The organism is Vibrio olivae (genome assembly GCF_042428525.1).
Classification (GTDB): Bacteria; Pseudomonadota; Gammaproteobacteria; order Enterobacterales; family Vibrionaceae; genus Vibrio; species Vibrio olivae.
This window is the reverse complement of the sequence record NZ_JBHMEP010000017.1, coordinates 1-26,527: the sequence shown is the minus strand read 5'-3', so window position 1 is coordinate 26,527 and position 26,527 is coordinate 1. Positions and strand designations below refer to the sequence as shown.

Here is a 26,527-nt window from a genome sequence, read left to right as displayed (position 1 = left end):
GAAGTTAAAACCTCGTCCTTATATAAGTACTTGAAAGAGACCTTAGATTTTTTAGGTGTAAGTCTATTAGAGTTAAGATCTATTGCTGATAGAGCTATTTCTGACATAGAGGATGGCAAGGAAGGATATGAGCCTGGCCTATGCTCTTATGATGACTGTTTTGATATTAATTCTTTTGTGGAGGATTCGTGATGAGTAGCTTTAGTATCATAAGAGGTGGAGATATATCCATCGTATTTAACCACGATAATAATATGTTTAATATCCAAGAACTATCGGATTCCATTGGATGTAAGAATATACTGTCATCTGTCGTAAAAGATCCTTTGAATGGGTCGATGTATGTTATTAAAGAGATATCCGATCAGAAGTGGGGAGATATAGTGGCTTTGGTCAGATTCGGATGTTTGTTGAATAAGTCTCTCGTAAAGGAGATAGTCGTCAAATCTATAAGATTGTGGGTAGATATTTGTGGTATGTCTTACAGCGATATCAAATCATCTACATCCGATCCTATATACAATACGTTCCTTTTTAGCGGCTATATGTCTTTGGCTGGGGATAATCCTGACCTCAAAAAGTTTATCGTGTCTCTTAGGAGTAGAATGCTTAGATATGATCTCACATGCTTATGTCTTTATTTAGCTATGTCTATGGCTATCAATGGAGGTATAATTCTAAGCGAGCAGGATCTTCTTGATGCTCTTATCTTATAGCCTCGTTTGTTTTATCGATCAAATTAGTATCTTTGTGAAAAATATATTAAGATGAATCAGATCAATATCATACCGAAGATAATTCATGATAAGTTTGCCGCTAGGATTATCATGGATGATTACGATATAGAGAAGCCTATCGTAATTACTGTCGTAGCTAGGCGTAACGATGGTGAGTATAATACCCAGATACTAACATACCCGACATCGGGAGTCGATTATGAGGGTAATGTAAGGATGGTATTTTTTGATGTCGCTAGGTCTCATGTTTGTCAGATAACATCGGTGTTTATCAACGGTCATGAGGTTAAGACATATTATACCGATATCCCGGATCTTGATATGCAAGCCCGTTATGACGATAGCTTATGCCGGTACGATAAGAAGGTTAATATGAATGATATTCGGCTGTCATTTCAGGTGCTAGAGACACGTGATCCAAAGGTATTGCAGGTATTGGATGAGTCCGAGTGGGGGCTGCTGGAGGACAGGAAGGCGATCATCGAGATCACTACGCCGGGCATGTCCGACCCCGCTACGTTGTTCCTTGGCAAGAATCAGGTCAATACCTTTACTAGCCTAACATTAGGCCTCAATTGCTTTAATTACGATGATTGTAATGTCAAGTACCTTGATCTACCTGATGGTATATATGATATCAAGATCATAGGTAGCCCTTCTACTTACAACTTCAGTCGCAAGTATCTTAAGACGGATCTTATACGCAGACGTCTCGACCGGCTATGGATCAAGACTGATGTCTTATGCGAGGACAAGGATAAGGATCTTATAGACAAGATACAGGAGATGGAGACGCTTATGGCTGTAGCGGAGGCTAACGTCAGGTTGGATAACATAGAGGCCGCTCATGAGATTATTGATCGTGTCGGAGGGCTTCTTGAGATGGCTACTAATTGCGTGGATTGTTAAACATAAAAATATTTAGTCGTGGGTTGTAATACTTGTAAGGAAAAGGCGTTAAAGGCCGAGAGAGAAAGAATTGAGAGAAGTATGATGAATCGTGCTTCCTCTACCGTTGTTAGCGATATGGAATACGCTTCTAGGAGCACCGCCGGTTGTATGGTCATGCTCGATCCGTTGAAGACCATGGAGCGTGACGTGGTGAGCATATACAAACAGACCCGTACCATAGGTGACGTGGGTATCGTCTATCTCAACATGCAGAAGAAGATCCGTGAGTGGATCAAGAACCTGCCATATGGATGCCCGCCTGACGAGGAGGTACAAGAAATGAGAAAGGAGATACTAGATGGGCGCGCAATCTATATCAAACCTTGATAGAATAGATCTATGTAAGGTCGTAGATGAATGGCTTTCTTGCCAATGGAGTGGATACATGAGGTACCATAGGTATAGGATCGGGGACAAGCCCGATGTATCTTATTGGGGCAAGATAATTCGTCTGCAAAGGTCATTATGCGATAATGATTGCGGGTTATGCCCGGATGAGATAAGATCGTTAAAGGAACATATTAACAGGTTACTAGTATGAAAAAATACAGTTGTTCACATATAACCCCGTCCACTTGCGTGCCTTACGAGGGTGATTTCCCAGAGTGGTCAAAGTATAAGGACTCTGATGAGTGCGTTATAATCTCCGACGTGATAGAGGAGATATATGACGAGCTTACCCGTATCAGGGAGGCTATAGATGTCCGGGACCTCGGAGAGTCTTGCGTGAAGGTAAGTGGCGATAAGACTGTGGCTAAGGTACTTTATGCGCTGGAAGATAAGATTTGCAATGGATGATAAGCCAATGGAGAAAAATCGACATTGGTGATAATCAACGGTATGGATATTTATTTATGAGGTACTATTAGATATTGGGTATCTGTTAATCAAGTATCCAATTTGTAAGGGGTCTTCTAAACAAGTAGATTAGATAGATACTCTTGTAAGTTGTAAAGTATCTTTATGCGTTGGATATAAAAAATAGCCAATTGATTTGTCATAGACGATTCAATTGGCTATTTTTGCATGTCCATCATATCTCACGATATAATGGACATAGGTTAATTTATTATGAGTGCAAATATAATTATTTCCAATGATTCTATGAATAATAGTAGTAGGATTTTGGCGTCTAAATCCAACGAAAACGGATTATCTACAATATTTAGCTACAACGGTTGTGACATAACTTTCAAAACAGAGAACGGTATCACTTATGTGAATGCTACCGAAATGGCAAAACCGTTTAGAAAAAGACCAAATGATTATTTATCGTTATCTTCTGTAAACGAGTTAATTAATGCCATTACCAGAAAATATGGTAATGCTGATTTTCAGCCTGTTACGATTATCAGGGGGTACGGTTAATCCTGGCACATGGATGTGCGAGAATCTGGCTTTAGATTTCGCTCAGTGGCTTAGCGTTGATTTTAGGTTATGGTGTTTGGATAGGATTAAAGAGCTTCTCACTACAGGCAAATGCGTGATTCCTGATTTTAATGATCCTCCCGCCGCTGCTGAGGCTTGGGCTAAGGAATATCGTGGCAGGGTGGCCGCCGAGAAGCTGGCGTTAGAGGAGAAGGCCAAAGCCGAGGAGATGGCTAAGGCTCTTGAATCGAAGAGAGAGGATATAGAGTTTTCCGAGTCATTTATCATGTCTGGAGAGTCAGATTTGCTGATAAGGGATTTGGCCAAGAAACTTGAGCAGAATGATATAATCATAAGTGATAGATGTCTACGTGATTTTCTTGTTAAGATAAAGATAATAGTCAAAAGGGTTAAGGTTAATGGAGATTGGGAGATTACGGCTAATGCTGTAAGGAAAGAGTTTGCTCATTATCGTGATAAGAATATATGCACCGAATCTGGTAAGGTTATATATGCGAGGACTATTTACATAACAGGCAAGGGATATAAATACATATTGTCATCTATAAATGGTAGCAAGAAAAGTGATTTCATATTGTGTGGAGGTATGTTTAGGGACTATGGGGTGTTCGCCGGATCGGAGTCGTTTAATCACTGGGATAATTAATTCCATTTTTGCCCAAAAAAATGATAATCAGGCAACTGCGTATTTGCATTTACGGTTATGTGCCTCATGTCGGTAAAATATTTATCTTTGTGACAAAGTGGATTACGATGATATATGGAAATAAAGAAATAGTACGGACGTTCACCAGAAACAACCCGCCTGCCGGGTACGTGGGCGGCTCTGTTGACTACCGGGTTCCGGCCGATGTTTATTTTGGTGATACGCAGGAAGAGGCTGACAATAAGGCTGAGGATGATGTCAATGCCAACGGTCAGGATTACGCCAACACATATGCCGACATAATACCGGCTGTATGGTATAATGATCAGGTATGCGATGAGTTTATTAAGAACAATTGCGTAAGCGGTAAGGGATCTAAGGAACAGGTATGTGTAGAGAAAGGCAGGTTCGTCTCTTACGTATCCAAGAAAGACGCCAATGATAAGGCGATGGTGGAACTTGGAAGGATCGGGCAGGGGGAGGCCAACGCTGTTGGGGCTTGCTGCGAGGACTGGGCCTCACAGCCTTTTCGTGGCGTTTTCTACAAGAACGATTGTAAGGCTGGGACATCAGGTAAAGAAGGTATTGTGTATGAATTGCCAGCCGGAGCCGTCATATCCGATATATCCCAGATTGATGCTGATACGTTAGCTTATAGGAAGTTCATGAAAGAAGGTCAGGAGAAGGCTAACGCCGAGGGTAGTTGCTCCCCTGTATTCTATAATACTACGATCGGTGATTGGTTTGAGAAGGTATGTCCGTTTGGATATAAATCAGGTAGGGTATATTATTCTATCAAAGCCAATAGGTTTAGATCATGGATATCAGTAGAGGATGCCAACGCCAAAGCCCGTGAGGTTTTGATGGTAGAGGGGCAGGAGTACGCCGATCTTAATCTTGAGTGCGAGAAATGGATTGAGAATATTGATCAAGAGGATCAATGTTATTGGTAAGAATGCGTTTGTGTTTTCCATAATGTTAGATTAGTGTTTGGAGGTAGGGGCTTATGGTCTCTACCTCTTATTGTTTCATGCGTCTCGTTGTCTTATAATCAAACTAAATAAGTATCTTTGCTAAAAACATTAATATTATTAATATGTGTAATACAGGTGGTTGTTGTCATGATCATTCGAGGGAGCGTCCTAAAGAATGCTGTCATGGCGTTAAGATAGATAGGTTTCTTAACAAATGCCCTGAGGATCCTTGTGATCCTTGCGATAGGGATTGTCAGGACGAGCCTTGTGTTGGCTATGGATGTCCTATAGTTTTATATGATAAATGCGTCTTATACTCAGGTGATGAGTTGGTGGTGGACGGTATAGAGAAAGGCACTGATATCTCTGTCGTTGTAGACTCATTGAGGCGTATTATAGCGTCTAGGGATAAGCAGATAGATTTATACCATCGCGAGGTTCTGGATTTGAAGAAGATTATAAACGAGCTTGTCAACGCCGGTAATGGCGGTGGCGATAGCGGAACTGAAGAGGAGGTATGGTAACAATGAATGGTTGTAACAAGAAACAATACAGGCCTACTGTAGACGATACGAAAGTACCGTGCTCTACGTACATGAGCACCGACTGTGTTTATCCAGGAGACAAGGTACGTGTGGAGTCATTGGGATTATCTCCCAGCTGCGATATGTCTGATGTCCTTAACGCTATGATAAAGGCTATACGGGACAGGGATGCTGAGATACTTGAATTAAGGAGAATGATTAATAAATTGATTTGATATGAGGAATAACTGTAATCCATGTAAGCCGGAATATAGACCGGGGGATGAATGTAGTATCCACAGTTCCCAGATCATATATGATGGTCAGTCTTTTCCTGAGGCAGATATCAGGAACGGAGATGGCATGAATAGCGTAATCGAGTCTCTGGTAAGGAAGCTGGTTGCCGTATCTGGAGCAACGGCGTCCATCCAAAGGGATTCGTTTAAGGGAGTGCAGGCCGTAAGGTTAAGATACGAGCCTCTGAATGTTCTTAGCGTGACCTACTGCGGTACTATCGTACCTAACGACGGGTATGTCGTTTCTGGTAGATCCATTAGGTTCAAGAAAAGGTATTGCATGGGCGATGAGTTCGCTGATGTTAATATCGTATATACTACATTGAATAGTAATATTTTAAATACTTCATGCTATGGCTAAGAGAGTGTATGATACGGTCTTGGCTTCCGAGTGTGACGGTTGGGTATGTGGTGAGACACTTAAGAAAGGGTCTGTCCCAGCAGACAGGTTGGAGCTTGATTCTTTTTCAGAGGCCGTCAGGGAGCTTATAGAGCGTTTTTTCGAGGAGGGATGGTTGCCGGACATGATCTGCGATCTTGGTTGTGGTGGCGCCAGCGTGTTTGAGATTAAGCCTACTAACTTCGAGTATCCTCCTGAGGGCGGTGAGCAGATTCTGGAGATTATCGTAGGTAAGAGTGATAAATGGACTATAACTCAAGCGGAATGATATGAATAATTTAAAAGATATTCTTGCTAAGATCGAGCAAGGTTCCTCATGGGTGTCCTACGACAAGATTTCCGGTACCGGCCCTGATAAGGTGGCTATTAAAGTAGAGCCGGGATGGATGGGTAGGTTGCCTAGGGAGACTTACGTAGCGGTCGAGAAAGGCAAGGTAACGAAACTCGCTACCATAACCCAGAAGGGTATTGAGCGGGTGAGCGTAGATCCGGCCAATATCATGTTCGACATGGAGGGTGGGACGGCGGTCATCAACGCCAAGCTTAACTCCGCCTCGGTCAAGGCCTCCTGCCTTACCCTTGGTGGTTCGGTAAGTAAATGCTATATGGTGTCTATGAACGTCAACGGGTTATCCGTTAAGATACCTGACGAGGATAGCAGATACGTGGTGTACGCCGATCCTGAGGATCCGGGAGCTACTGACCTGTATGACGCTAGCTTCGTTATAGCCATGCCTAAGAATATGGATAACGAGGAGCATCATGAGATGTTCGTCTTGAATGGCAAGGTTGTTAATATCAATCAACAGCCTAATGATATACCTTATATTATACTTGATCATGACTTTGATAACGTGACTGGTGAGAACGGTCAGGTTGTTATTGATATTAAGTCTAACACTGAGTATGATATTGAGCTGGTATGTTGCACTTGCGGAGATGGCAGCGAGGAGCCGGAACCGGAACCACCCTTTAACGTGGATCCGCAAAAGTTGACGCTTAATAAGGATGGTGATACTCAAATCGTAAGGGTAGAGGCCGGAGATAATGTTTCATGGAGAATAGGGGAGGATTGACATGGCAAGGGAAGTAGATAAGAATTGCGTTGAGGGTAATTGCTTTGCCATTAACGATAAGAGCCATGGGGTAGGCGATAATAAGCTTAACATCGTATACAAGGCTAATTACACCGGTCAGATCTGTACGGCTAAGTTCCGTATAACGTCAAAGGACGGTAGTATTGTCAAGGAGTATATGATAGCTCAGGACGCCAAGCCCGTTTATTATAATATCAAGATGGTTCAGCCGTTTACCAAGGATGACTGTCTAGCCAACCAGCACGGTTCGGTTGTCTTGTATGTGGTTGAGGAACGGACGTACAAGTCGTTTATCTCACAGGAGGACGCTGACGCTAAGGCTATGGGGGATATAGCTCTTAACGGACAGAAGTACGCTAATGAGCATGGTGAGTGTATAACTGACATCTGGTATAACGAGGAGCAAAGGAAAACCTTTATCCGTAACAATTGTGATAAGTTCAGTGATGGTCAGGAATATGTTTACATCGTACCTGAGGGTAAGTACGTGTCTTCTATCTCTCAAGAGGACGCCGACAGGAAGGCTCTTGAGGATATTGAAAAGAATGGTCAACAACAAGCTAATCTGGAAGGTGAGTGTAAGCCTAAGGAGAACATCTACTATGGTAAGTTTAGCAAGACCTTTACCCGTAACAATTGTGACTCCACTCAATACGGAACGGATGTGGTTGTTAACGAGACTATGGTAGAAGGTGACTTTAGATCCATCGTATCTCAGGAGGAGGCTAATAAGTTAGCCCAAGCCGCTGTAGAGGCTCAGGGTCAGGATATAGCCAATATCAAGGGTAATTGTGAGAAGATACCGGTATTTACCGGATCGTATTCTAAGGTATTCCAGAGAACCAATTGTCCTGAAGGTTCTACGCCTGTTGACTTTACCGTGGATGAGAAGATGTGTACCGGCTATCCGTTTACTTCTACAGTATCACAGGATGCCGCCAATAAGCTGGCGCAGGACGCTGTGGAGGCGCAAGGTCAAGCTATCACCAACGAGCGTGGTGACTGCCAGACTAACGTCTACTATAACGTAAGAATGGAGAAGACCGTGACTAGGAACAATTGCGATGAGTTCCATATCGGTCAACCTTATACTTATGTCGTAGCCGCTGGTAAGTACTTCTCTATTATCTCTCAGGAGGATGCTGACAATAAGGCTAAGGCCGATCTTGAGGCTAACGCCCAACAACAGGCTAACCTTGAAGGTGAGTGTAAGGAGAAGGTCGTATATCATGGTAAATATAGCAAGGAATTTACCCGTAATAATTGCGATGAGACCCAATACGGCACCAAGGTTGTTGTAGACGAGACTATGGTGACAGGAGACTTCAGGTCTACCGTGTCTCAGAATGACGCCAATAACAAGGCTAAGGCCGCTGTTGAGGCCCAAGGTCAGGATGTGGCTAACGTGAAAGGTAAGTGTGAGAAGGTTCCTGTATATACCGGTACTTATGCACGTACGTTTACCCGTAACAATTGTGGTACTGGTACTGGTGGAACTTATATGGTAAACGATAGGATGGTTGATGGTTATCCATTTACTTCCACCGTGTCTCAAGAGGATGCCAACAGCAAGGCTAAGGCTGCCGTTGACGCCCAAGGACAGGCTCTCGCCAATATCCATGCCCTTTGTACGTACACTGGCCGTGCTTCCTTGGAGTTCACGAGAAACAACTGTGGTGAGTGCAAGATCGGATCTAAGGTGATGATCACTCAAGATATGGTAGAAGGACACCCATTCCAGTCCAACGACTCCCAGACCGCTGCTGACGCTATGGCTATGACCGCAGTACAAGCTCAAGGGCAGGCTTTGGCTAATACCAAGGGTACTTGCTCTAACGCTACTATGTATACCGGTAAGGCTAGCTTCGAGTTTACGAAGAGCAATTGTGGCGCTAATCAGGTAGGAGATCCGTTCACCGTAACACAAGATATGGTGGAAGGTCATCCGTTCCAGTCTTGCGTATCTCAAGATGAGGCTAATTTAGTGGCTATGGCCGCTGTAATGAATCAAGGCCAGAAGATAGCCGATGAGCAAGGCACTTGTCATGAGGCTCCTAAATATACCGGTCATTATAGCGAGGCGTTCGAGAAGAATAACTGTCCGTCCGGTCTTATCCCGTCTTCAGTTACCGTTACTGAGGCCGATGTAACCGGAGGCCCATTCTACTCATACGAGAGCCAGTTCGCCGCTGATGAGCTTGCTAAGGCCGCTGTCAAGGCACAAGGTCAGGCCATAGCCAACGATCGTGGTACTTGTGATGAGTTGAAGATATATGTCGGTAATTATAGTAAGGAGTTCACTCCTAAGTGTCCTACTTGCCAGTATGCTGATCCTATTACCGTAACCCCGGATCTTATGGGTCAGCTCTTCACCTCTACCCGTTCACAAGAGGAGGCTGACGCTTTGGCTAAGGCCTACATCGATAGGATGGGTCAGGCGTTCGTTAACAAGAACTATGATGACACGTGTCATACTAAGGATGAGCAACCGGTTTGGAAGACTATCGAAACCGTATGCAAGGATTGTATCTCTAAATTACATCAACGTAATACCAATACCTGCTACACTGATCCTGATAATCAAGAGCGGTATATAGCTGGTGGTAATAAGATATGCTTCTGGTTTGGTACGGCATCTAAGGCCTTCACTCGTCAATGTGCGGATGGTGGGGTTGGAAGCTCCGTTACCGTGACTCAGAATGATGTTACGGATCCAAGTCCTAGCTCTGATGGCAAGTTCAAGTCATGTGTATCTCAGGCTGACGCTAACGCCAAGGCATTGGCGGCTGTTACGGCTCAGGGACAGAGCGTAGCTAACTCGAAGGGTACTTGTACGTGGACAGGAAGCTATACCGGTCAGGTCCAGAAGAACAATTGCGCTGATGGCGGCGTAGGAGACATGGTATCCGTAAGCAGCAGCAAGCTTCCGGGACATCCGTACACCTCCAACATATCTTTGGCTGACGCCAATAAGAAAGCTGAGAATGCCGTTCGTGGAGCTGAGGGTCAGGCTTACGCCAATAAGAACGGAGGATGTACCTGGACTTACGTGGCAAGCCGTGACTTCTATAAGAACAACTGCGCCGAAGGCGGGGTAGGCCAGAGGATAACGGTGACCTCCACACAAGCCAACGGCGGCACGGCTATCACCAGCAAGGTTTCTTTGGCGGATGCCAGAAGCAAGGCAGAGCAGATCCTAGATCAGAAAGGACAAGATTACGCTAACCAGCATGGCACTTGTGTATGGACCGGTACTGGAAGCGCTACTTTCTACAAGGATAATTGCGGCTCTTGTAAACAAGGTGTGGCTATATCAGTTCCTTATAGCTCGTTAGGATTAGATCCTATAACATCAACGGTCTCTCAGGCTGACGCCAATAACAAGGTTCAAGAGGCATTCAGAAGCAATTCAGCTACCAGAGCCGCCGCTCAAGCTTACGCTAATAAGAACGGAGATTGCGAGGATACTCCTCCTAATTGGAGTGGTTGGAGCTATGATGGCGGAAACTATTGCTCAGGTGGTGATGTTTGGGCTAGATATAGAAGGACTGATAGCGCTGGATGTCACTCTGACGAGACTGAGAACAGGTTGCATGAGTCTTGCGATTGTGGATGTTCAGGTGGTTCTTGTGATAGATGTTGTGATCCTAATTCTTGGAGTAGAATAGGAGAGGCTGAGTGTAGATCTGGCGAAAGTGTAGCTTTATATAGAAATGATTGTGGAAGAGATGAATATATAAGCTATGGATCTGCTTGCTGTAATACGATCGGTTCCCAAGGAGGATCTGCTACTAGTAGGAATTGTCCATCTGATAGACCTTGTGGAGTAACGATCTCCTATCCGAGTGTACCTTCTGGATCTATATGCGCTTCTAGCACGTCTTCTGCCAACGCTCAGGCTAGCGATAAGATAGAGCGTCTTAGATCTCAAGCTCAGGCATTAGCGGATGCGGGTTGCAAGGGAAGAGTATGTAATGATTATGTAGAGGCTACTGCTACCAAGCAAGGTTGTCCGTCAGGATGTACGGCTCCGAAGGCTTCCGCTTACTGGGTTTCTGGCGGAAACAATGGCGCTTGGTGTGAGTGTAACGGTGATAAGGCCGCACTTACCGCCGCGGCACAGGCTGACGCACAGAGACTAGCGCAGGAAAAAGCCAACGCTATGAAATGCGATTGCCCGGAGCAGAAGACGTGGTCATGGTCTGTATCTATGAATAATGATTGCATGAGTCATGCGCAACTTGTCACATCAAGAGGATTTACGATTACGTATAATAATCAATGTGGTAGATTTATATCTGGCTCTGTGAGTGGTGTAGGATATACACAAAACGGAGAAGAGCAGGTCAATAGCGCTAGCTTCACAATTCCCCCGGGATCTGGAAGCAAGAGTGGAAGTATGTATTTTAGCCGAGAAGTGGTATGTGGAGATGTAACAATCTCTGGTCATAATTCAGGTAATTGTTGACAATCACTGCTGTAATGGTTTTTTAATAAAAAGGAGAGACTTATTAGCCTCTCCTTTTTTTGTTATACATCAGAATCTTAACAGCTCCCAGATCCTACCCCAGAAACATCTATGGTTCCACATTGTACTCCTAAATTAAAACCTATGACACCGGTTTTTTTACCAGACCCAGTAGGTATACTTACGGTAGTACTTCCAGCCGTAACGACTTGTCCATGATCATTACTACCAATAACAGTTACAGTTATTGATTTAGATGATCCACATTGATTATTGTAAGACACTTCATAGGAGCACCTTAAGATGGATGTAGAACCAGACAGGCCATTACAAGGATTACCGATCAGCCTAGCGTTGGCGCTCCATGTTTTGGGGCAATCGCATTCCATAGCGTTGGCTTTTTCCTGCGCTAGTCTCTGTGCGTCAGCCTGTGCCGCGGCGGTAAGTTGGTAGTTTCATCAACCTCGTTTATTCTATTTTCGATAGAAATGACTAATATTGTATCACTAACATTAAAAAAAAGTAAGACTATGGCATGTGCTAAGAAAAAGAAGATGGCAGAAGGAGGCAAAGTCTCCGAGAAAAAGAAACCTCAAATGAAATGTGGAGGCAAGGTTAAGAAAAAGAAGTAATAACCGGAGGGGTATATCCCCTCCTTAGTATTTCATGCATGAAAAATTCAGAATTTGTATCTAGGATCATAAATGATATGAACTCCATCAATAAGGACGCTCATGTCAGTAGGAGGTGGATATTATCTATAGGAAGGCAGAAAGCCAGATCGTATATAGCCCAGAAATACGCTGACGGTACTTTGTTCGGCGAGGAATCGCTATATACCCATATCAATTGTCTGGAGATGGAGAGAGTCCGGAAGGTTGATTGCTGTTTTGATGAGTTTAAGTTATGCCGGATACTTATGAGATCCAAGAAAAGGCTTCCCGATATGATATATACCCGTATAGGACCGGCTATTATAAAGGTATCGAACATCATGGATGATATTATATTTACTCCTATATCGTTAAGGAAATACGCTAATAACAAGGAACGTAAATATGGTAATATAGATCAATACTATTATTACGTCAATGATGGATATATCTATATACCTGATATAAATATAGAGGCTATAAACGTGGATCTTATAACCCTTGACAGAAAAGCTGCGTTAGAGCTAGGGGGATGTGGAACGAAAAAAGATGATCCATGTATATCTCAATGGGATTATGATTTCATATGCCCTGATAAGTTACTGGAATATGTGGTATCTGAGACGTTAAGGGAGACGATAACCAAACTACAGATACCTACGGATGAGAATCCGGATATGGATATTAATAAGAAAACGCAAAAAATTCAATAAGCATGAACATAATAAGATCTATAATCAATTTCTTCGGTGCTGAGGATGTTGTTGATGGTATCGGGGAAAGAGGAATGAGAGATAGCTCAATCATAAAATATAATGAGATACATGATATGTATGATGAGATTATAAAGGATCTTGGAGAGATGTCAGCATACGTATCAAAGAACTATATCTATGATAAGATAAAAGACAAAACAGGTTTTAGTACAAGACATATCAGTAGGATATTGAATCATACAAAGAAAAAGGATCTTAGATTTATATAAACATAGATAATTATATACCATAATGTATATACAATAAAAAGGAGAGGCCAACTAACCCCTCCTTTTTTATTGTCAACAAGATCCACTTCCTTGACCATCCTCGTAATAAGCGTAAGCTCCAGATGATATCCCGTAGTTGGTTGTTGTAGATTCAGAGAAAGTCCCTGATCCGGAAGGAATAGGGACTATTCTCGTCTCGTATTCCCATTGACCATTCGTTTTCTTGTATCCTATAGTCATCCTAGACGTCTTTCCCGATCCACATGGATTATTATACTGTATGGTGTAATTTATCGTTTTCCCGCTTCCGCTAGACGTCGTTACACTAGCGCTCCATGTTTTGGGGCAATCGCATTCCATAGCGTTGGCTTTTTCCTGCGCTAGTCTCTGTGCGTCAGCCTGTGCCGCGGCGGTAAGTGCGGCCTTATCACCGTTACACTCACACCAAAAGTCATCTAAATATTACTCGAATTAGGATAGAATTGTTATATTTGTGGCATGAAAGTTAAGTCGTTTAAAATACTTGATCAATACTTTCTTCGGTTCTACAGGTCTATTATGTCTAAGAACGGAAAGAGGAGGAAGCATACGATCGTGGAGAAGAATGATATTCTCGAATGTCAGTCGTTGATCTGGAAAGTCATACGTGATAAGTACTTAGATAATGAGGGCGGGGTTTATATAAATAACATCGGTTATCTATGTCATAAGATTAATCCCAACCGTAAGATATATCTGAATAAACTTACCGGGACTATAAACAGGCGTGGGACAGGTGGATATTCTTACGTCCATACGTGTATGGATTTTATGCCGAGGAATAAGTATTTTCATTTATATATCTCTCCAGCATTAAACAAGGAGTGTAGGATGGCTATGGAGTCTGGAAGGAGATATAAGTTCTTGTACCGGGAAGTTGAATCGGAAAGTAAGGTATTTGGAGTTAAATGGGTTTATAAGCTGTAGAAGTTTCTATGATCCAGTTAGCTCGTGAGGGTAGATTAGATTTTTTTTGTATCACGGATTCAAATACATATCTTTGTGCAAAAGACTTAAATATGACGATAAAGGGCTTATTGGCCGAGATCAAGGCCGATTTACATAAATACGATGATAGCGGGGCTATAGATACCTCATCTGTTTATAGGTGGGCTGAGATCGCTTTAAAAAGGTTTGGGGGTGTTATAGCCATCATGTCTGAGGCGGTTATCAAGACCAGTAACAAGCAGGCGGTATTACCATCCGATTTCTTCGACATGCTTGACGCTTACAGGTGTGAGCCTCTTGTTTGCGAGATCCCTGGCGGCGATAAGTCTAAGGCTGACCTCCAACACGAGATCGGCTGGGTTGAGCGCACGGAGCGCGGGTTTCGTTGGAACTCCTGCACCGAGTGTTGTAAGGAAGAGTTTGAGAAGACGATCACGGAGAAGATTTATATCGGATCCCATGAGGTTCGTTTCCATTACCATCACCCAGTAAGGTTATCTATAGGTCGTGGATTGAGGCGTGATTGCGCCGCTGATAAGTATCGGGATAAATACGCTTGGGATAATTATGATATAACTATATCCGGCAATACTATGTATACCGGCTTTGACGGATTTATTTATATCGTATACAGGGCTACTCCTAAGGATGAGGATGGTCTACCATATATACCTGAGACGGATTTAGGTTATCTTGAGGATTATGTCGAGACGTATATCAAGATGAAGATCTTCGAGAACGCTGCCGTGAATGGCTTGATACAAGGCGCTGGTGAAGCTTATAAGCTATACGCCCAACAAGAGCCGGGTAAGTTCGCTAGGGCTATGAAGGAGCTTAAGATGTCGATGATCACGTTAAATGATTATCGGGAACTGGCTGAGGATAATAGGAGAAGGATGCTGTCTCATGAGCGTATGTGGCCCAACGCTTTTGATAAGTATATTAAACTTATTTAACAAAATACGATGATATGGCTGATTGGATGCATTTAGATAAGACAAGTGGTACCGGCCCTGCTGAGGTTAGGGTTACCGCTGATATCAATGAGACTGGCGAAATACGTCAGGCTACGTACAAGGTTATAAAAGAAGGCACCAAGGAGGAGAAGACGTTCGTGTGCAGGCAGGAGTCGGTTCCGGTGGTAATCATCCCTGAGTTTGATTTCCTTGTGCTTAGGTATATCTGGGCTGACGAGGACGGCATTGACTTCGACACGGCAACCGGCTTCGACAACACCGGCCTCCCGGACGTGGACGGCAAGCTGGTTGGTTGGAGTAAACAGTACCAGACCACGCAGGAGCGGGTAGGTGATTATCTTATCCACGGTGGTGATAACATGGAATCAGGTAATGAGGCAGCTTTGATCCAGATGGGGCCGTTATTGGATGGCGATAATTACGATAAATTACCTCTTGAGATCAGATGTGGTATATACGGCAACTGGTATGGCGGTCGAGAAAGAGGGAATGTAACTATCAAATTTACAGCTTATAAGGGCGGAACGATGGAGAAACGTGGATATGATTTTGTCAACATAGGAGGTGAGGAGGTTTATACCGGTGATGCCCCTACTAACGTATCCGCTCACGGCGAGGATAATTGGCAAAATATAAAGACCTTGTATTCTAAGGTAGGTACGATGATTTATAACAAGGAGTCTCGTGACTGTATTGTAAGAATAGGTGAGTGATTATTCTTTTTTATAATACAAATATCTATCAGCTCTCTCGTCCGTGAGGATGGGGGAGTTTTTATTTTTTTAGTCCTTCGCTTATGACATATTTGATCTTTTATTGCACAGAAATAATCTAGCTTTGCCAAAAACTAGTATTATGATTACATTGAATGATGTCAATAACGAACTCCATGTCCGGTTATATATACTGGAGGTGCTTAAGGATTATATAAGAGATGATGATTTCGATGGTCTTGTAGATAAGGCGTTGGATTTTGTCATGGAAGGCGTTTCTATACCTAAGGCTCCGGCCAAGGATACCACCATGAGTGACATATCAAAGAGCGTTTTGGCCTTGGTAGCGGGTGCTGGATTAGATGAGAGGCTAAGCAAAAGCTCTTTAGAGTTAGCTTACGATAGGTGTAAGATGAGGTACGTATTCGATCCTCGAAATCGGGATATGCACGGTGTAGTCGTAGGTTATTCCAATGACTTTAATAGTCTGGTCGCTGTGTGTGATGAGGGATCGAAGAAAGGGGTGGACAAAGGATCTACTGATTTTGTGGACGTCAATGAGAGATACGTGACTAACGGGTTCTTCTACATATCCGTAGAGGACGCCGACAAGCAATCAAGCTACATGGGGAAAAATCCATAATTATTATGTTTTTGTATTTTCATTAGGGGTAAACGTTGCAAAGTGTTTAGATTTTCCTTCTGGCTTGTAAGAGTCAGAAGGATTTTCTATTTTTGTGCGATTTGAATGTTTTGCATAATACGTACAGTTTATTAGAATCCGCCACATAAGTGATTATCTGGCGGATTTGCTATATTTGCGAAAAACATAACATCGTGCAAAATAATTCTAATATAGCGGTTCCCGATTCCGGGATGAACAGGGATAAGCATCCACAGGACCTATCCCCGTCTGAGTACAGTTTCGCCTTGAACGCTACCATAGAGGGTGACGATGGGAGTCAGCTTAAGATCCAGAACGAGCCTAGTACCCTTTTATGTAAGCGATTTGATGGCTATAAGGTTATTGGGTATAAGAATGATATAGCTGGTGATAACACTTATTTCTTTCTGGTGAATCCTGATAACAACACCTCTAAGATCACGTTCATGAGGTCATTGGATTATGTCAAGACCGTAGAGGATCAATTAGCGGGATCAGGGAAAGATATTCATCGTATCCTTGGCGAGAGGCTTGAGGAGTCGGATGGTCGTTTCGATGAGATATGTGATTTGATGGAGGTGTTGATAGAGGATGGGACCGATGACCCTTGTCTTAACTTTTCCATTCATCACCCGATCTTTGATATAGAGATCAAGGATGAGAAGTGTGGTAAGGTGATATACTGGACTGATGGATATAACCCCCAGCGATATGTTATGGTTGACAAGGCACTTAATCCGGATGATGATGGTGACTTCTGGTATCATTATCATGGATATAAGACATGTGGGGATGATAAGCCAATAGAGAGGTGTAGGCTGGCTTGCGAGAAGCTACTGGTATTCCCGCTGCTGACGGCCCCGTGCGTGGAGCCTGAGGTCGTGGAGTTCGGGGGAAGCCTGCGTGCCGGGACCTACCAGTTCTGCGTGGCGTTGTGCGATGAGTTCGGGATAGAGAAGACCGGATATTGCTCATTGACCAACCCTATCATGATATTCGATCGTCAGGATATAGTCATTCGTGATGGCTTATGGGGCAAATCAACCAACATGGGTATCCGGCTTACTGTATCCAATATAGATAAGCAGGTATCTCATTATAAGATAGGTGTTATACAGAACACGGTTGGGTTTAATGGTGAGCAAAGCCCGGTTCTTGAGTATTTCGTAGAAGGTATACATCCGATAACGGAAAGGACCATCTATTACCTTACGGATCAGTATAGCGAGCGTACGACCATGGAGAAGTTATCCAAGGAAATACCGGTATATAAGACAGCCAGAGGCATGACGTCTGTTGGGAATCGTCTTCTTCAATACGGCTTGACCGTGGAGAATGAATGGAATCTTCAACCGGTCGTTAATTTCTTGGGTCATTTCGTTAAATGGCAGACATCGATAGCCACGGAGAATCTATATAAAGACGGTGTGGCTTGCTCTAAATACGCCTCTTTCATGCGTGACGAGGTATATCCGTTGGGTATAAGATTCTTTACCAATACAGGATACAGGACGGCTAGATTCCCGCTTATCCCTCGTCCGGCCACAAGGGAGGAGATGGAGGTTATCGTTGATGAGGACGGCAACTCTGAAGACCTATCAGCGGCTTCGGTATTGGAGAACAACCCGCAGTGCGCCGGGAACAGCCGCCGTTATCTTTGGCAGTTTAAGAATACGGCAAAGATCATAAACGACCCGTCTTGGGGATTTGATGATTTTGGGGGAGAATGCAAGAATCAGCTAGATGTTAAGCAACTCAGATATGTAGAGCAGGAATATGCCACGGTAGGAGAGACCCAATTCGTTATCAACACGATGGGGGAAGATGTTACGGTAGATGATGCTATTGATTATATCGCTGATAATATAGAGAACTTGTGTGATATCATAGAATCTAATGTAGGTATTACTGACGAGTTATGCGCTGCTATATCATTGCCAGAGGATCAAGACGGTATAAAGGCTCCCGATTTCCCTAGTGGATGTGATGATATCGAGAGGATAGAGACCAGGACTATATTGGATAAAAACTCTTTGGTGGATTCTAGGATTGATTTTACATATAAGTTGGCTAGTGATTATACGGAGACAGAGCCTACCACCTTAATGCAAAGTAACGCCGAGTCACAAAGGAAATTTTCTGTATTGTGTGATTTCGATAATTACTCCAGTGGAGGTAAGAATATCATAGATCTGGTTCAAGAATGGCTGGATGGTCAGGATGAGGACAAATTCCCGTCTGATATAGATTCTTCCGCCTTGGTCTTGTGTCAGGATATGTCTAATGTCCGGCAGTTATATGATGAGGGTGTATGTACTAATGGGTGTTCGGTAGGTGATCCTTACGTGAATCCTACTATTAATGATGTTCAACTACCCACGTTCCAAGGAGGTAGGTCATTGGGTAAATGTACGTTCTTATTCCAAGGCGATGGGTGGGAAGGCAAGAAGCATACCGAGACTATGCTTGATATATTGATGGATTCAATGAAAAAGTACTTCCCTCAATATGAGAGTCAGTTTGGTATTGAGAACGCCATGTGTCTTTTTGGTGATGGTGATAACTCTAAGTTCAATACCGGCATATCTACTGATTGGGAAGATCGTGTGTCTGTGCAGAATGATATTGACGCCAAGACCAATTGGTTCGGTAGAAGCAACTTGACTTATTTCAAGTTCTATCCACATGTATCCTCATACGCCAGATGGGTGGAGTTGGATTACGAAAAATACGTAAGCGGTTTATCCGATCCTGATAACGGTATTATGTATATAGAGATGATGGGTAACTATAATTATCCGATCGGTGACTCATCATCATACAACAAGGTTCGTATAACATTTTTCTCGGATAAGGAAGGTACCGTGGCTCCTAATCCTTTGGCTAATGATGCCAAGAAAGGTGTTATAGTGAATTACGTGGATCATAAGATATTTATGATGCCAAAGTACTTGTTCTGGAATGATGACAAGACTACTTTCCATAAGATATATGTTTGTATTGAGCCAGCGGTATGTGTGTTCTTCACCGGTTTCGCCATGAGGCAGGACATGAAGGAACTTGCAGGATTCTATACGGCCGGCACCGCCATTTTCCCTGCCCCGTTCTGTTTTGGCATTCGGCCACTGGAGGTGAAATACGTATTCTTCTTTACGAAAGAACTGAAATTAAGGAGATTTGTCACATATGAGGCGAAATGCATCTCATGTGGAGATAAACCCGCTGATTGTGCTCCTAGACCTTATCAGTATGGTGATTTTGGTTATTGGGAATCTATCAATAAGTATCCGGCTAATTTTGAGTTGTATGATTCAAGTAAGATCGGGATATCGTCGGGAGGATCGAAGAGGAAGGATATAATAGATTCTTTGACGAAATACTATGGGTCTCCTAAATCCGTTGAGGATAAGTCTTACTTCACTGGTAATGGGGATAACGCTGAGTACCCCAATACGTCAACCACATTTTGTCAGAAACCTATACGTCATTACAAGTTCCCGGATAACTCTGTCGCTCCTTTTATGGGTAATCCGTCTCAACTGACCGGTCAATATGGAGTTGACTCCTATATTTATCCTATGGGGGTGATGCTTGATGACGATATCGTTAATGAGTTTCTGGATATAGCGGTAGAGAATGGCCTTATAGATAAGGATAGAAGGGATTCCATAATAGGATATGAGTTGTATAGGGGCGATAGGACATTGGATAAGAGCGTTATCGGTACCGGTCTGGCTTATGATATGTTTAAGTACGATGATCCCGACGGATCGGCTAACCTTTATCCTAATTATCCTTACAACGATTTGTCTGATGATATGTATATCTATAAGGATATTAATCGTGAGAATTTTATAACGCATCCGTTTAATAGGAAGGGTAATATCTGGTATTCATTCTTAAGCCCTGATATTGCCTTCAACAAGCCTGATGCTCCCACTGAGTGCCTTGTTGATGGTTATCAATTAGGTAAATCCTCTGGTATATTCAGGGAGGTGGAGGATCACCCTAAATGGACGATATTAGGAAGTAAGGCTTATAGTATGGCAACGTCATTGGCTACGGTGGAGGCTATGGCTAATTTAATATCCGCTATAGCTGAGTATACATATCAGTCGGCTTCACAGCAATATGTCGGTGGAGGCGTGATGTTTTTGGCCAACCCGGTGGGTATAGCTATGACGGCTATTCGTCTGGCTACAGGTATCGCCAAGGCTACCTCCCAGTCTGTCGTGGATATAGGGAAGTACAGGTATCAGTGGTTAACGGCCTTGATAGATAGGGGACCTAGATGGAATTACGCTTATTATTATACTTCTGTCGCTCATTATAATCTATTTTACCAAAAAACAGGGGCATCAGAGTTGCGTGGATTATCTACGGCTAAGTATATTAAAAGCGGATTGTATCCGGTAACGGATATCTCATCACAAGGGAAAGTAGTAGGCGGTAAGCCTATTGTCATAAACAACCTCGATCGTGAGCATTCGTTGTTCATGTCATTTGGTATGGATAAGTATATGCTTGAATATCCGGAGTTGGTTTCAAGTTATGATACCAGCCGTATTCAGGATGAGTGTAATATTCGTAACGATGAGGTGGCTGGTATGACGCCTCATTTTATGACACGTGAATCTTTCGTGTCCTGCCCCTATATGAGGATAAAGAAATATTCTCCGGCTCAATACGGGCAGATAGAGGATATCAGATGGGTATCGTTAGGTGGTTGCGGGTTGATGGATGAGGGTGAGCGTAAACCTGTTTTTGGAGGTGATGTGTTTATATCCAGATTCTCGCTTAAAAGAAAAATGCCTATGTTTTACTTGACCCAGTTTGGTCAGGGAGATATGATACCATTCCCTTACTATGACTATAGGAATATCGGGTATCCACGTTATTTTGTTAATTATGATACCGGGGAGGATTATCTTAATAAGACTGACACGGATACTGGATCGCTATATTCGTTCCCTAGCCGTAAGAGTGCTTATGAGATGGCTTGCAAGACCGGGGATATGTATCTTAGTGGTCGTTTCTTTCTGTATTTTTACGGCATACCTCAGTTTCTAGTGGAGTCTGAGATTAATTGTAATTTCCGTATAGCTGGGTCTGAGCCTTATGAGGGTTTCTATCCAGAAGTAGGGGATTATATATCATGGACCCAAGAGCGTAATGTCCCTATATCAAGGGATAATGTGTTTAAGATGAGTCCTGTGTACAAGAATCGTTTTACGCTAGGCGGAAGGTCATTACCAGAGACGTATGATAGCAATTTTTGGGACTGCGCCTACCAAAGACCCAACGGCGTCATATGGAGCACCGCCGACGTTTCGGAGAACGGCATGACCGACCCTTGGCTGTCGTACAAGCCTATGGATTACCATGAGTTCAAGACCTCATTTGGGAAACTCATAAGCATGAAGGGGATAGAGTCGGATCAGATATTAGCCCGCTTTGAGAATCAGGTAGGGCTGTACAACGCTATAGACGTGTTGGCGGAGAGAATATCCCCGGAGAATAGTGAGCTAGGTACAGGTGGTCTTTTCGCCTCTCGTGGTATCGAGTATAATAATACGACGTTAGGATATTCCGGAACCCAGAGCCGGGATATGGTCAGTTGTGAGTTTGGGCATTTTTGGGTCGATTTAAGGCGTGGTCAGGTATTCAAGGTAGATTCTAATGGCAGGAATCTTACGGAGGTCACACCGGGGCTTAGAAACTGGTTTAAGGAACATCTTCAGATGAAGATCATCCGTAGCCGGATATATAACGCCGATACGGATGCTGAGCTGTCTTATTATGATATCGATAACAAGTTCTTTGGTATAGGTCTGTCCATGGGTTGGGATAATCGTTTCAAGAGGGTATTGATAACCAAGAGGGATTACATACCGGTAGGGAATCCAAGCGAGTACCAATTCAGGGGAGGCCGGTTCTACAGGAACGGGCAGGCGGTGGAGCTTTCGGACACCAGCCATTTCACGGATGTCTCCTTTACCGTTGGATATAATTGTTTGAAGGGTGAGTGGAAATCATATCTATCATACACCCCTGACTATTATATCGAGCACCAGCATTATTTTCAGTCTGGTAAGAACTATTCTAGTGATAGTCGAGAAGTGGGATTGTGGTCTCATGGCTTAACCAATCAATCGTATCAGGTATTTTATGGTAAGCTATATCCGTTCGTCATAGAGGTACCTGTCCGTGAGCAGTATGTGAATAAGATCCTTACGAACTACCAATATCGGATGGATGCCAGAAGGTATCAGGATGAGGTTAATTATCAGGTTAGAAGAACAACTGGATTTAATAAGGCATGGTTCTATAACGATACCAACAACAGTGGAGAGCTTAGGATGACCATCGCCGATAAGAACGACATGAGCCAGCGCCTAAGATATCCTATAACTAACGACGATAGCCGTGATATACTGGTGACGGAGGTTGATCAGAAGATCAATATCAACGACTACTTCAACGAGGTTAAAGACGATACTAATAACCTACCGGTATGGGTTAAGGACGTGAACGATATTGGCCGGGAGATCGACCCCAGGACTGTCGATTATCACCGGAGGTGGCGTGATCGTCTTCGTGGCGATTGGTTCTTGGCAAGGTTCGTGAATGATATTGAGAGCCGGTTCAAGATGATAGTAAGATGGTTTAGTAATGACGAGAAAATTTATTGATTTAGGTGATTATAGCATAACTGTTAATACGCAATGATATGGTGAAAAAGAGATCTGCTGTTAGTAAATCAGGTAAGTGCCCTAAATCGGGGTGCATCAAGAAAGTAGGAAGTGATTGGAGAGTAGTTAGTAACAAGACCGGAAAGTTATGGCCAGCCAAGTACAAGTCGAGGGATTCGGCTAAGAAAGCTCTAGCGGCTTATCACATGCATTGAAAAGCGTAGGCGGGTAGGTGATTAAGATCATGTACTCGCCTATTGTTTTATCCTGCATCCGATTATGTATATCTTTGTAGAAAACGTGATTTATGGCTAAGAAAGACAAGAAAGAGGAAATCCCTTCATGGATAAAGGATTTGTATAAGGAGGATCTTGATCGTGTCGTAAGAGGCGAGCGTCCTATGTATTTCAGGGGTATGGATGATAGTCCTTTAAGGAACGTATCCCCGGAGTTTGATATCCTTAGCGGAGGAGCTGCTGTTAAGGGTATGAATGGGATAAGAGGTGCGTTGTCTCCGTTGAATAATGGCATGGGTAATTATAATTTCAGCATTAGGGGTATAAATAAGAAGATAGGCGAGCTGGTTGATGAGGCGGGGTTGTATTTGCCTGAGAAATTAAGACCTGTATATCGGACTGTGGTGGATGCTATGTCGAGTTCCAAGGATAAGGGGTTGGGTCATATCACGCAGCCGTTGGCCAACGCCCTGTACCCAGCGGACGAGCGGCGGAACCGGCGTCTGGACGGGGAGCATCCCGTTGGTTATGTGGATGCCATAGACGGCATATGGCCTAGGGATAAATATGGACTATGGGGAGAGAAGATCAAAGATAAGCAGGATGGAGGTCCTATAAAAGTTGATGGCGAATTTTATAAGAGGCCAAGATATCTTATAGATTCTGTTGTCGAATCTATAGAAAAGGCTATGAAATCTCCAGCTAAGAAATTAGATAAATCCAATGGGATGGTTGATTCTGATGGAGATAAATGGTATAAGGCTATCAACCCAGGTATAGAGACCGATGTTAAATCGGCGTTATATCATGGTCCTGGGATATTAGGCAGGATGATGTTTAATATTGAGAGGGATGATTATGCCACTGATCATGAAGAGGCTTTATGGAAGGCGTATGCCACTGGTGATATATCAGGGTTGCCTAAGAGTGATGTTAGGTTTGAAGGAGATGATGATAATGCCCAATACGTTGGACTCCCGCAGGAACAAGCTAGAATGATACAGGCTTTAGCTGATACGATGTACACTAAGTTGAATAAAGAAAAGGTTAAGGGTAAGTCGTATAAAAATATATATGAAGATGAAGGCATGAGAAGGGCTGCCTCAGAAGATAATGATGTGGCTGAGATAATCATAAATAGCCCTAACGAGTGGGTTGTTGTTAATGAATCTCATTCTCCTGTAAGACTGAGAAAGAAAAAAGAGGGAAGTGATCGCAAGTATAAGTATACGGGTCTTGGAGGGTTGAAAAACTTTTCTGTTAGATGGCATCCTGATACCAGGGTCTTGGATGTTAAGGATGATTATGATTTTAAGAGGTTTGATGTAGAGGGTGTTATCCCAGAGCGTGATACTCCTCTTAGGATAAGAGATAGAATAGTATTGCCTAAAGAAGGAAGCTATGCTTATAGAAATCCTGGGTATTTTGAATCTATAGGATATGATGATAAGTTTGATAAAGGAGGTGCTGTTGAGAATAATCTTCTTTATGGAGCTGGCAAATACGTTGTTGATCCTCGTAGATCAGATGATAGTAAGATGGCTGTGTATGACGAGATATGGGACTATCTGACAGACAAGAAGGGTATACCACAAACTCAAGCTATTGGTATCTTGGCGAACATCGCCGCCGAGTCAGGAGGGGATACCGAAGCCCTAGGTGCCGCCGGTGATTTTGGCATCCAGCAATGGCTTGGGCCTAGAAAGAAAGAGCTACAGCGCAGGTATGGAAAGAAACCGACATTGACACAGCAGTTGGATTATCTCGTGGATGAGTATCAAGGAAAGGTTCCGGGGTTAGGTTGGAATTACATCAATCAAGGCAAGTTCTTTGATAAGGACGCTCAAGGCAATATATATAATTACTATATGTATTCGAAGGCTGATTTTGATAACGCCACGAATTATAAGGACGCTACCGTGGCATGGAATCAAGGATACGGGAGACCCCTTGGATCGACATTAAGAAACGAGAAGAGATTTGAGTTCGCCGATATGTTCTCCAATAGATACGGTGTCCCGGAGAACGAGCCAATGAGATACGAGTTCGGACAGCGGGATTCGGGCACGGGGGACGGAGGTCAGCAGCCCGTGCCTGAGACGGTAGCCCCTGCCGATCCTTCTTTGGCTTCCCGCCCTTCCGTGGATAGCTGGTGGGAAAAGGAGGGCCAAGATCTGTTATATAAGATGCTAGCTCAATCTGGCGCTAACAAGAAAGCTATAGAGGATATCGCTAATAACATCAAGAACGACCCCCAATCAGAGGCGCAGATAGCGGAAGCCGAGCGTATGCGTAGGGAGCAGGCGAAAAGGCAGTTGGTGCTTAATATGATACCAGGATTAAGTCTTAATATAAAGGGTATGAGCAGAACCCAGAATTAATGCTATATTTGTGAAATTATTAAACGTTTTAGATATGAAAAGATTGTTGTTTTTATTTGCTATGTTATTGACGCCATTCGCTTTGATGGCGCAAGAGGTAATCCCATCAGAAGGGGCTATCACCATTGATTTAACTACCTTCACCGGCATCATGGCTTTCGTCACGATGTCAGCTACGCAGTTAGCCAAGGTTGTGCCGTATATTGACACCCATAAGTGGGCTAAAGTCCTATCCGCCGTAGTCATAGGTATGCTGGTTTGTATATTAGCGTGGTTTCTAAAGGTGTCTCCATTGCTTATAGAGAGTGAATGGTGGGAGACATTGCTGTATGGGATAGCTGTTGGGTTCAGTAGTGCCGGCTTCTACGATCTGGTGAAAGCTATAGGATCACTGTTTGTAAAAAGGGTCTAGCATCTTATAATTATTTGAGATATGTAAAATTTCAAGATTTTATTATCTATAATATAGGCTATTATATTTTGTAATAATATTAGTATTGCTTATATTTGTGCGCCTACCTACTCATCACGAGCGGATAGGCGCATTTATTAATTTAAAACTTTTAGTAAAGGTATGAAAAGTAATTTGATTTTATCATCAGAGAGTAGGGAATTATTAGGTAGGAACATTTCTGTTATGTCCAAGGACGGGTTTGTATGCATAACGGAAGTTATGGAAGCCTTGAATGAAAAACGTAAATCTATGGGGTTGGAGTCTAGAAGGCTTGATCATTTGTTTGCTACTAATGGATTTCAG

At 43.2% G+C, this 26,527-nt stretch carries 20 protein-coding genes; all 20 read left to right on the top strand.

All coding sequences use genetic code 11. From position 1 onward, the window contains the following. On the top strand, window positions 1-192 hold a 192-nt coding region (locus tag ACFFUV_RS22485; protein WP_390197859.1), incomplete at its 5' end, for a hypothetical protein. Window positions 193-827: 635 nt separating this feature from the next. Next, window positions 828-1,646, top strand: a complete 819-nt coding sequence (locus ACFFUV_RS22480) for a hypothetical protein (RefSeq protein ID WP_390197856.1) — start codon at window positions 828-830, stop codon at window positions 1,644-1,646. Between the two features lie 81 nt (window positions 1,647-1,727). Then, window positions 1,728-2,015: a hypothetical protein gene (locus ACFFUV_RS22475; RefSeq protein ID WP_390197853.1), complete on the top strand. Its 288-nt coding sequence runs from the start codon at window positions 1,728-1,730 to the stop codon at window positions 2,013-2,015. 210 nt (window positions 2,016-2,225) lie between these two features. After that, complete coding sequence (locus ACFFUV_RS22470) at window positions 2,226-2,486, top strand: hypothetical protein (RefSeq protein WP_390197850.1); 261 nt, start codon at window positions 2,226-2,228, stop codon at window positions 2,484-2,486. A gap of 273 nt (window positions 2,487-2,759) precedes the next feature. Further along, a complete protein-coding gene (locus ACFFUV_RS22465; RefSeq protein WP_390197847.1) occupies window positions 2,760-3,056 on the top strand; it encodes a KilA-N domain-containing protein in 297 nt (98 codons plus the stop codon). Further along, window positions 2,989-3,723 (top strand): phage antirepressor KilAC domain-containing protein, encoded by a 735-nt coding sequence (locus ACFFUV_RS22460; RefSeq protein WP_390197844.1) that lies wholly within the window; start codon window positions 2,989-2,991, stop codon window positions 3,721-3,723. Before ACFFUV_RS22465 ends, ACFFUV_RS22460 begins: the two co-directional genes overlap by 68 nt. Before the next feature lie 107 nt (window positions 3,724-3,830). Further along, a complete protein-coding gene (locus ACFFUV_RS22455; protein ID WP_390197841.1) occupies window positions 3,831-4,676 on the top strand; it encodes a DUF5977 domain-containing protein in 846 nt (281 codons plus the stop codon). Between the two features lie 356 nt (window positions 4,677-5,032). Further along, a complete protein-coding gene (locus ACFFUV_RS22450; protein WP_390197839.1) occupies window positions 5,033-5,221 on the top strand; it encodes a hypothetical protein in 189 nt (62 codons plus the stop codon). A gap of 649 nt (window positions 5,222-5,870) precedes the next feature. Continuing rightward, entirely contained in the window at window positions 5,871-6,185 is a 315-nt protein-coding gene (locus tag ACFFUV_RS22445) for a hypothetical protein (RefSeq protein ID WP_390197837.1), read from the top strand. Window position 6,186: 1 nt separating this feature from the next. Further along, window positions 6,187-6,993 (top strand): hypothetical protein, encoded by an 807-nt coding sequence (locus ACFFUV_RS22440; RefSeq protein ID WP_390197833.1) that lies wholly within the window; start codon window positions 6,187-6,189, stop codon window positions 6,991-6,993. Between the two features lies 1 nt (window position 6,994). After that, complete coding sequence (locus tag ACFFUV_RS22435; protein WP_390197830.1) at window positions 6,995-11,482, top strand: DUF5977 domain-containing protein; 4,488 nt, start codon at window positions 6,995-6,997, stop codon at window positions 11,480-11,482. Window positions 11,483-12,152: 670 nt separating this feature from the next. Continuing rightward, window positions 12,153-12,848 (top strand): hypothetical protein, encoded by a 696-nt coding sequence (locus ACFFUV_RS22430; RefSeq protein WP_390197826.1) that lies wholly within the window; start codon window positions 12,153-12,155, stop codon window positions 12,846-12,848. A gap of 2 nt (window positions 12,849-12,850) precedes the next feature. Beyond that, window positions 12,851-13,120 carry a hypothetical protein gene (locus ACFFUV_RS22425; protein ID WP_390197823.1) on the top strand — a complete coding sequence of 90 codons (270 nt, stop codon included), beginning with the start codon at window positions 12,851-12,853 and terminating at the stop codon, window positions 13,118-13,120. 974 nt (window positions 13,121-14,094) lie between these two features. Beyond that, window positions 14,095-15,063 (top strand): hypothetical protein, encoded by a 969-nt coding sequence (locus tag ACFFUV_RS22420; RefSeq protein WP_390197818.1) that lies wholly within the window; start codon window positions 14,095-14,097, stop codon window positions 15,061-15,063. Window positions 15,064-15,077: 14 nt separating this feature from the next. After that, on the top strand, window positions 15,078-15,797 hold the full coding sequence (locus ACFFUV_RS22415; protein WP_390197815.1) for a hypothetical protein: 720 nt from the start codon (window positions 15,078-15,080) through the stop codon (window positions 15,795-15,797). 142 nt (window positions 15,798-15,939) lie between these two features. Next, window positions 15,940-16,440 (top strand): hypothetical protein, encoded by a 501-nt coding sequence (locus ACFFUV_RS22410; RefSeq protein ID WP_390197812.1) that lies wholly within the window; start codon window positions 15,940-15,942, stop codon window positions 16,438-16,440. Window positions 16,441-16,634: 194 nt separating this feature from the next. Further along, on the top strand, window positions 16,635-23,153 hold the full coding sequence (locus ACFFUV_RS22405; RefSeq protein ID WP_390197809.1) for a hypothetical protein: 6,519 nt from the start codon (window positions 16,635-16,637) through the stop codon (window positions 23,151-23,153). Between the two features lie 307 nt (window positions 23,154-23,460). Continuing rightward, a complete protein-coding gene (locus ACFFUV_RS22400) occupies window positions 23,461-25,770 on the top strand; it encodes a phage tail tip lysozyme (protein ID WP_390197806.1) in 2,310 nt (769 codons plus the stop codon). A gap of 34 nt (window positions 25,771-25,804) precedes the next feature. Continuing rightward, window positions 25,805-26,182 (top strand): hypothetical protein, encoded by a 378-nt coding sequence (locus ACFFUV_RS22395; RefSeq protein ID WP_390197804.1) that lies wholly within the window; start codon window positions 25,805-25,807, stop codon window positions 26,180-26,182. 162 nt (window positions 26,183-26,344) lie between these two features. Next, window positions 26,345-26,527 (top strand): hypothetical protein (locus tag ACFFUV_RS22390; RefSeq protein WP_390197801.1); only part of this gene is annotated, 183 nt, incomplete at its 3' end.

What these genes read in the sequence shown, in the direction of transcription:
- ACFFUV_RS22480 (WP_390197856.1), top strand. Translation starts at nt 828, where the DNA reads ATGGATGATTACGATATAGAGAAGCCTATCGTAATTACTGTCGTAGCT.
- ACFFUV_RS22475 (WP_390197853.1), top strand. Translation starts at nt 1,728, where the DNA reads ATGATGAATCGTGCTTCCTCTACCGTTGTTAGCGATATGGAATACGCT.
- ACFFUV_RS22470 (WP_390197850.1), top strand. Translation starts at nt 2,226, where the DNA reads ATGAAAAAATACAGTTGTTCACATATAACCCCGTCCACTTGCGTGCCT.
- ACFFUV_RS22465 (WP_390197847.1), top strand. Translation starts at nt 2,760, where the DNA reads ATGAGTGCAAATATAATTATTTCCAATGATTCTATGAATAATAGTAGT.
- ACFFUV_RS22460 (WP_390197844.1), top strand. Translation starts at nt 2,989, where the DNA reads ATGCCATTACCAGAAAATATGGTAATGCTGATTTTCAGCCTGTTACGA.
- ACFFUV_RS22455 (WP_390197841.1), top strand. Translation starts at nt 3,831, where the DNA reads ATGATATATGGAAATAAAGAAATAGTACGGACGTTCACCAGAAACAAC.
- ACFFUV_RS22445 (WP_390197837.1), top strand. Translation starts at nt 5,871, where the DNA reads ATGGCTAAGAGAGTGTATGATACGGTCTTGGCTTCCGAGTGTGACGGT.
- ACFFUV_RS22440 (WP_390197833.1), top strand. Translation starts at nt 6,187, where the DNA reads ATGAATAATTTAAAAGATATTCTTGCTAAGATCGAGCAAGGTTCCTCA.
- ACFFUV_RS22435 (WP_390197830.1), top strand. Translation starts at nt 6,995, where the DNA reads ATGGCAAGGGAAGTAGATAAGAATTGCGTTGAGGGTAATTGCTTTGCC.
- ACFFUV_RS22430 (WP_390197826.1), top strand. Translation starts at nt 12,153, where the DNA reads ATGAAAAATTCAGAATTTGTATCTAGGATCATAAATGATATGAACTCC.
- ACFFUV_RS22425 (WP_390197823.1), top strand. Translation starts at nt 12,851, where the DNA reads ATGAACATAATAAGATCTATAATCAATTTCTTCGGTGCTGAGGATGTT.
- ACFFUV_RS22420 (WP_390197818.1), top strand. Translation starts at nt 14,095, where the DNA reads ATGATCCAGTTAGCTCGTGAGGGTAGATTAGATTTTTTTTGTATCACG.
- ACFFUV_RS22415 (WP_390197815.1), top strand. Translation starts at nt 15,078, where the DNA reads ATGGCTGATTGGATGCATTTAGATAAGACAAGTGGTACCGGCCCTGCT.
- ACFFUV_RS22410 (WP_390197812.1), top strand. Translation starts at nt 15,940, where the DNA reads ATGATTACATTGAATGATGTCAATAACGAACTCCATGTCCGGTTATAT.
- ACFFUV_RS22400 (WP_390197806.1), top strand. Translation starts at nt 23,461, where the DNA reads ATGGCTAAGAAAGACAAGAAAGAGGAAATCCCTTCATGGATAAAGGAT.
- ACFFUV_RS22395 (WP_390197804.1), top strand. Translation starts at nt 25,805, where the DNA reads ATGAAAAGATTGTTGTTTTTATTTGCTATGTTATTGACGCCATTCGCT.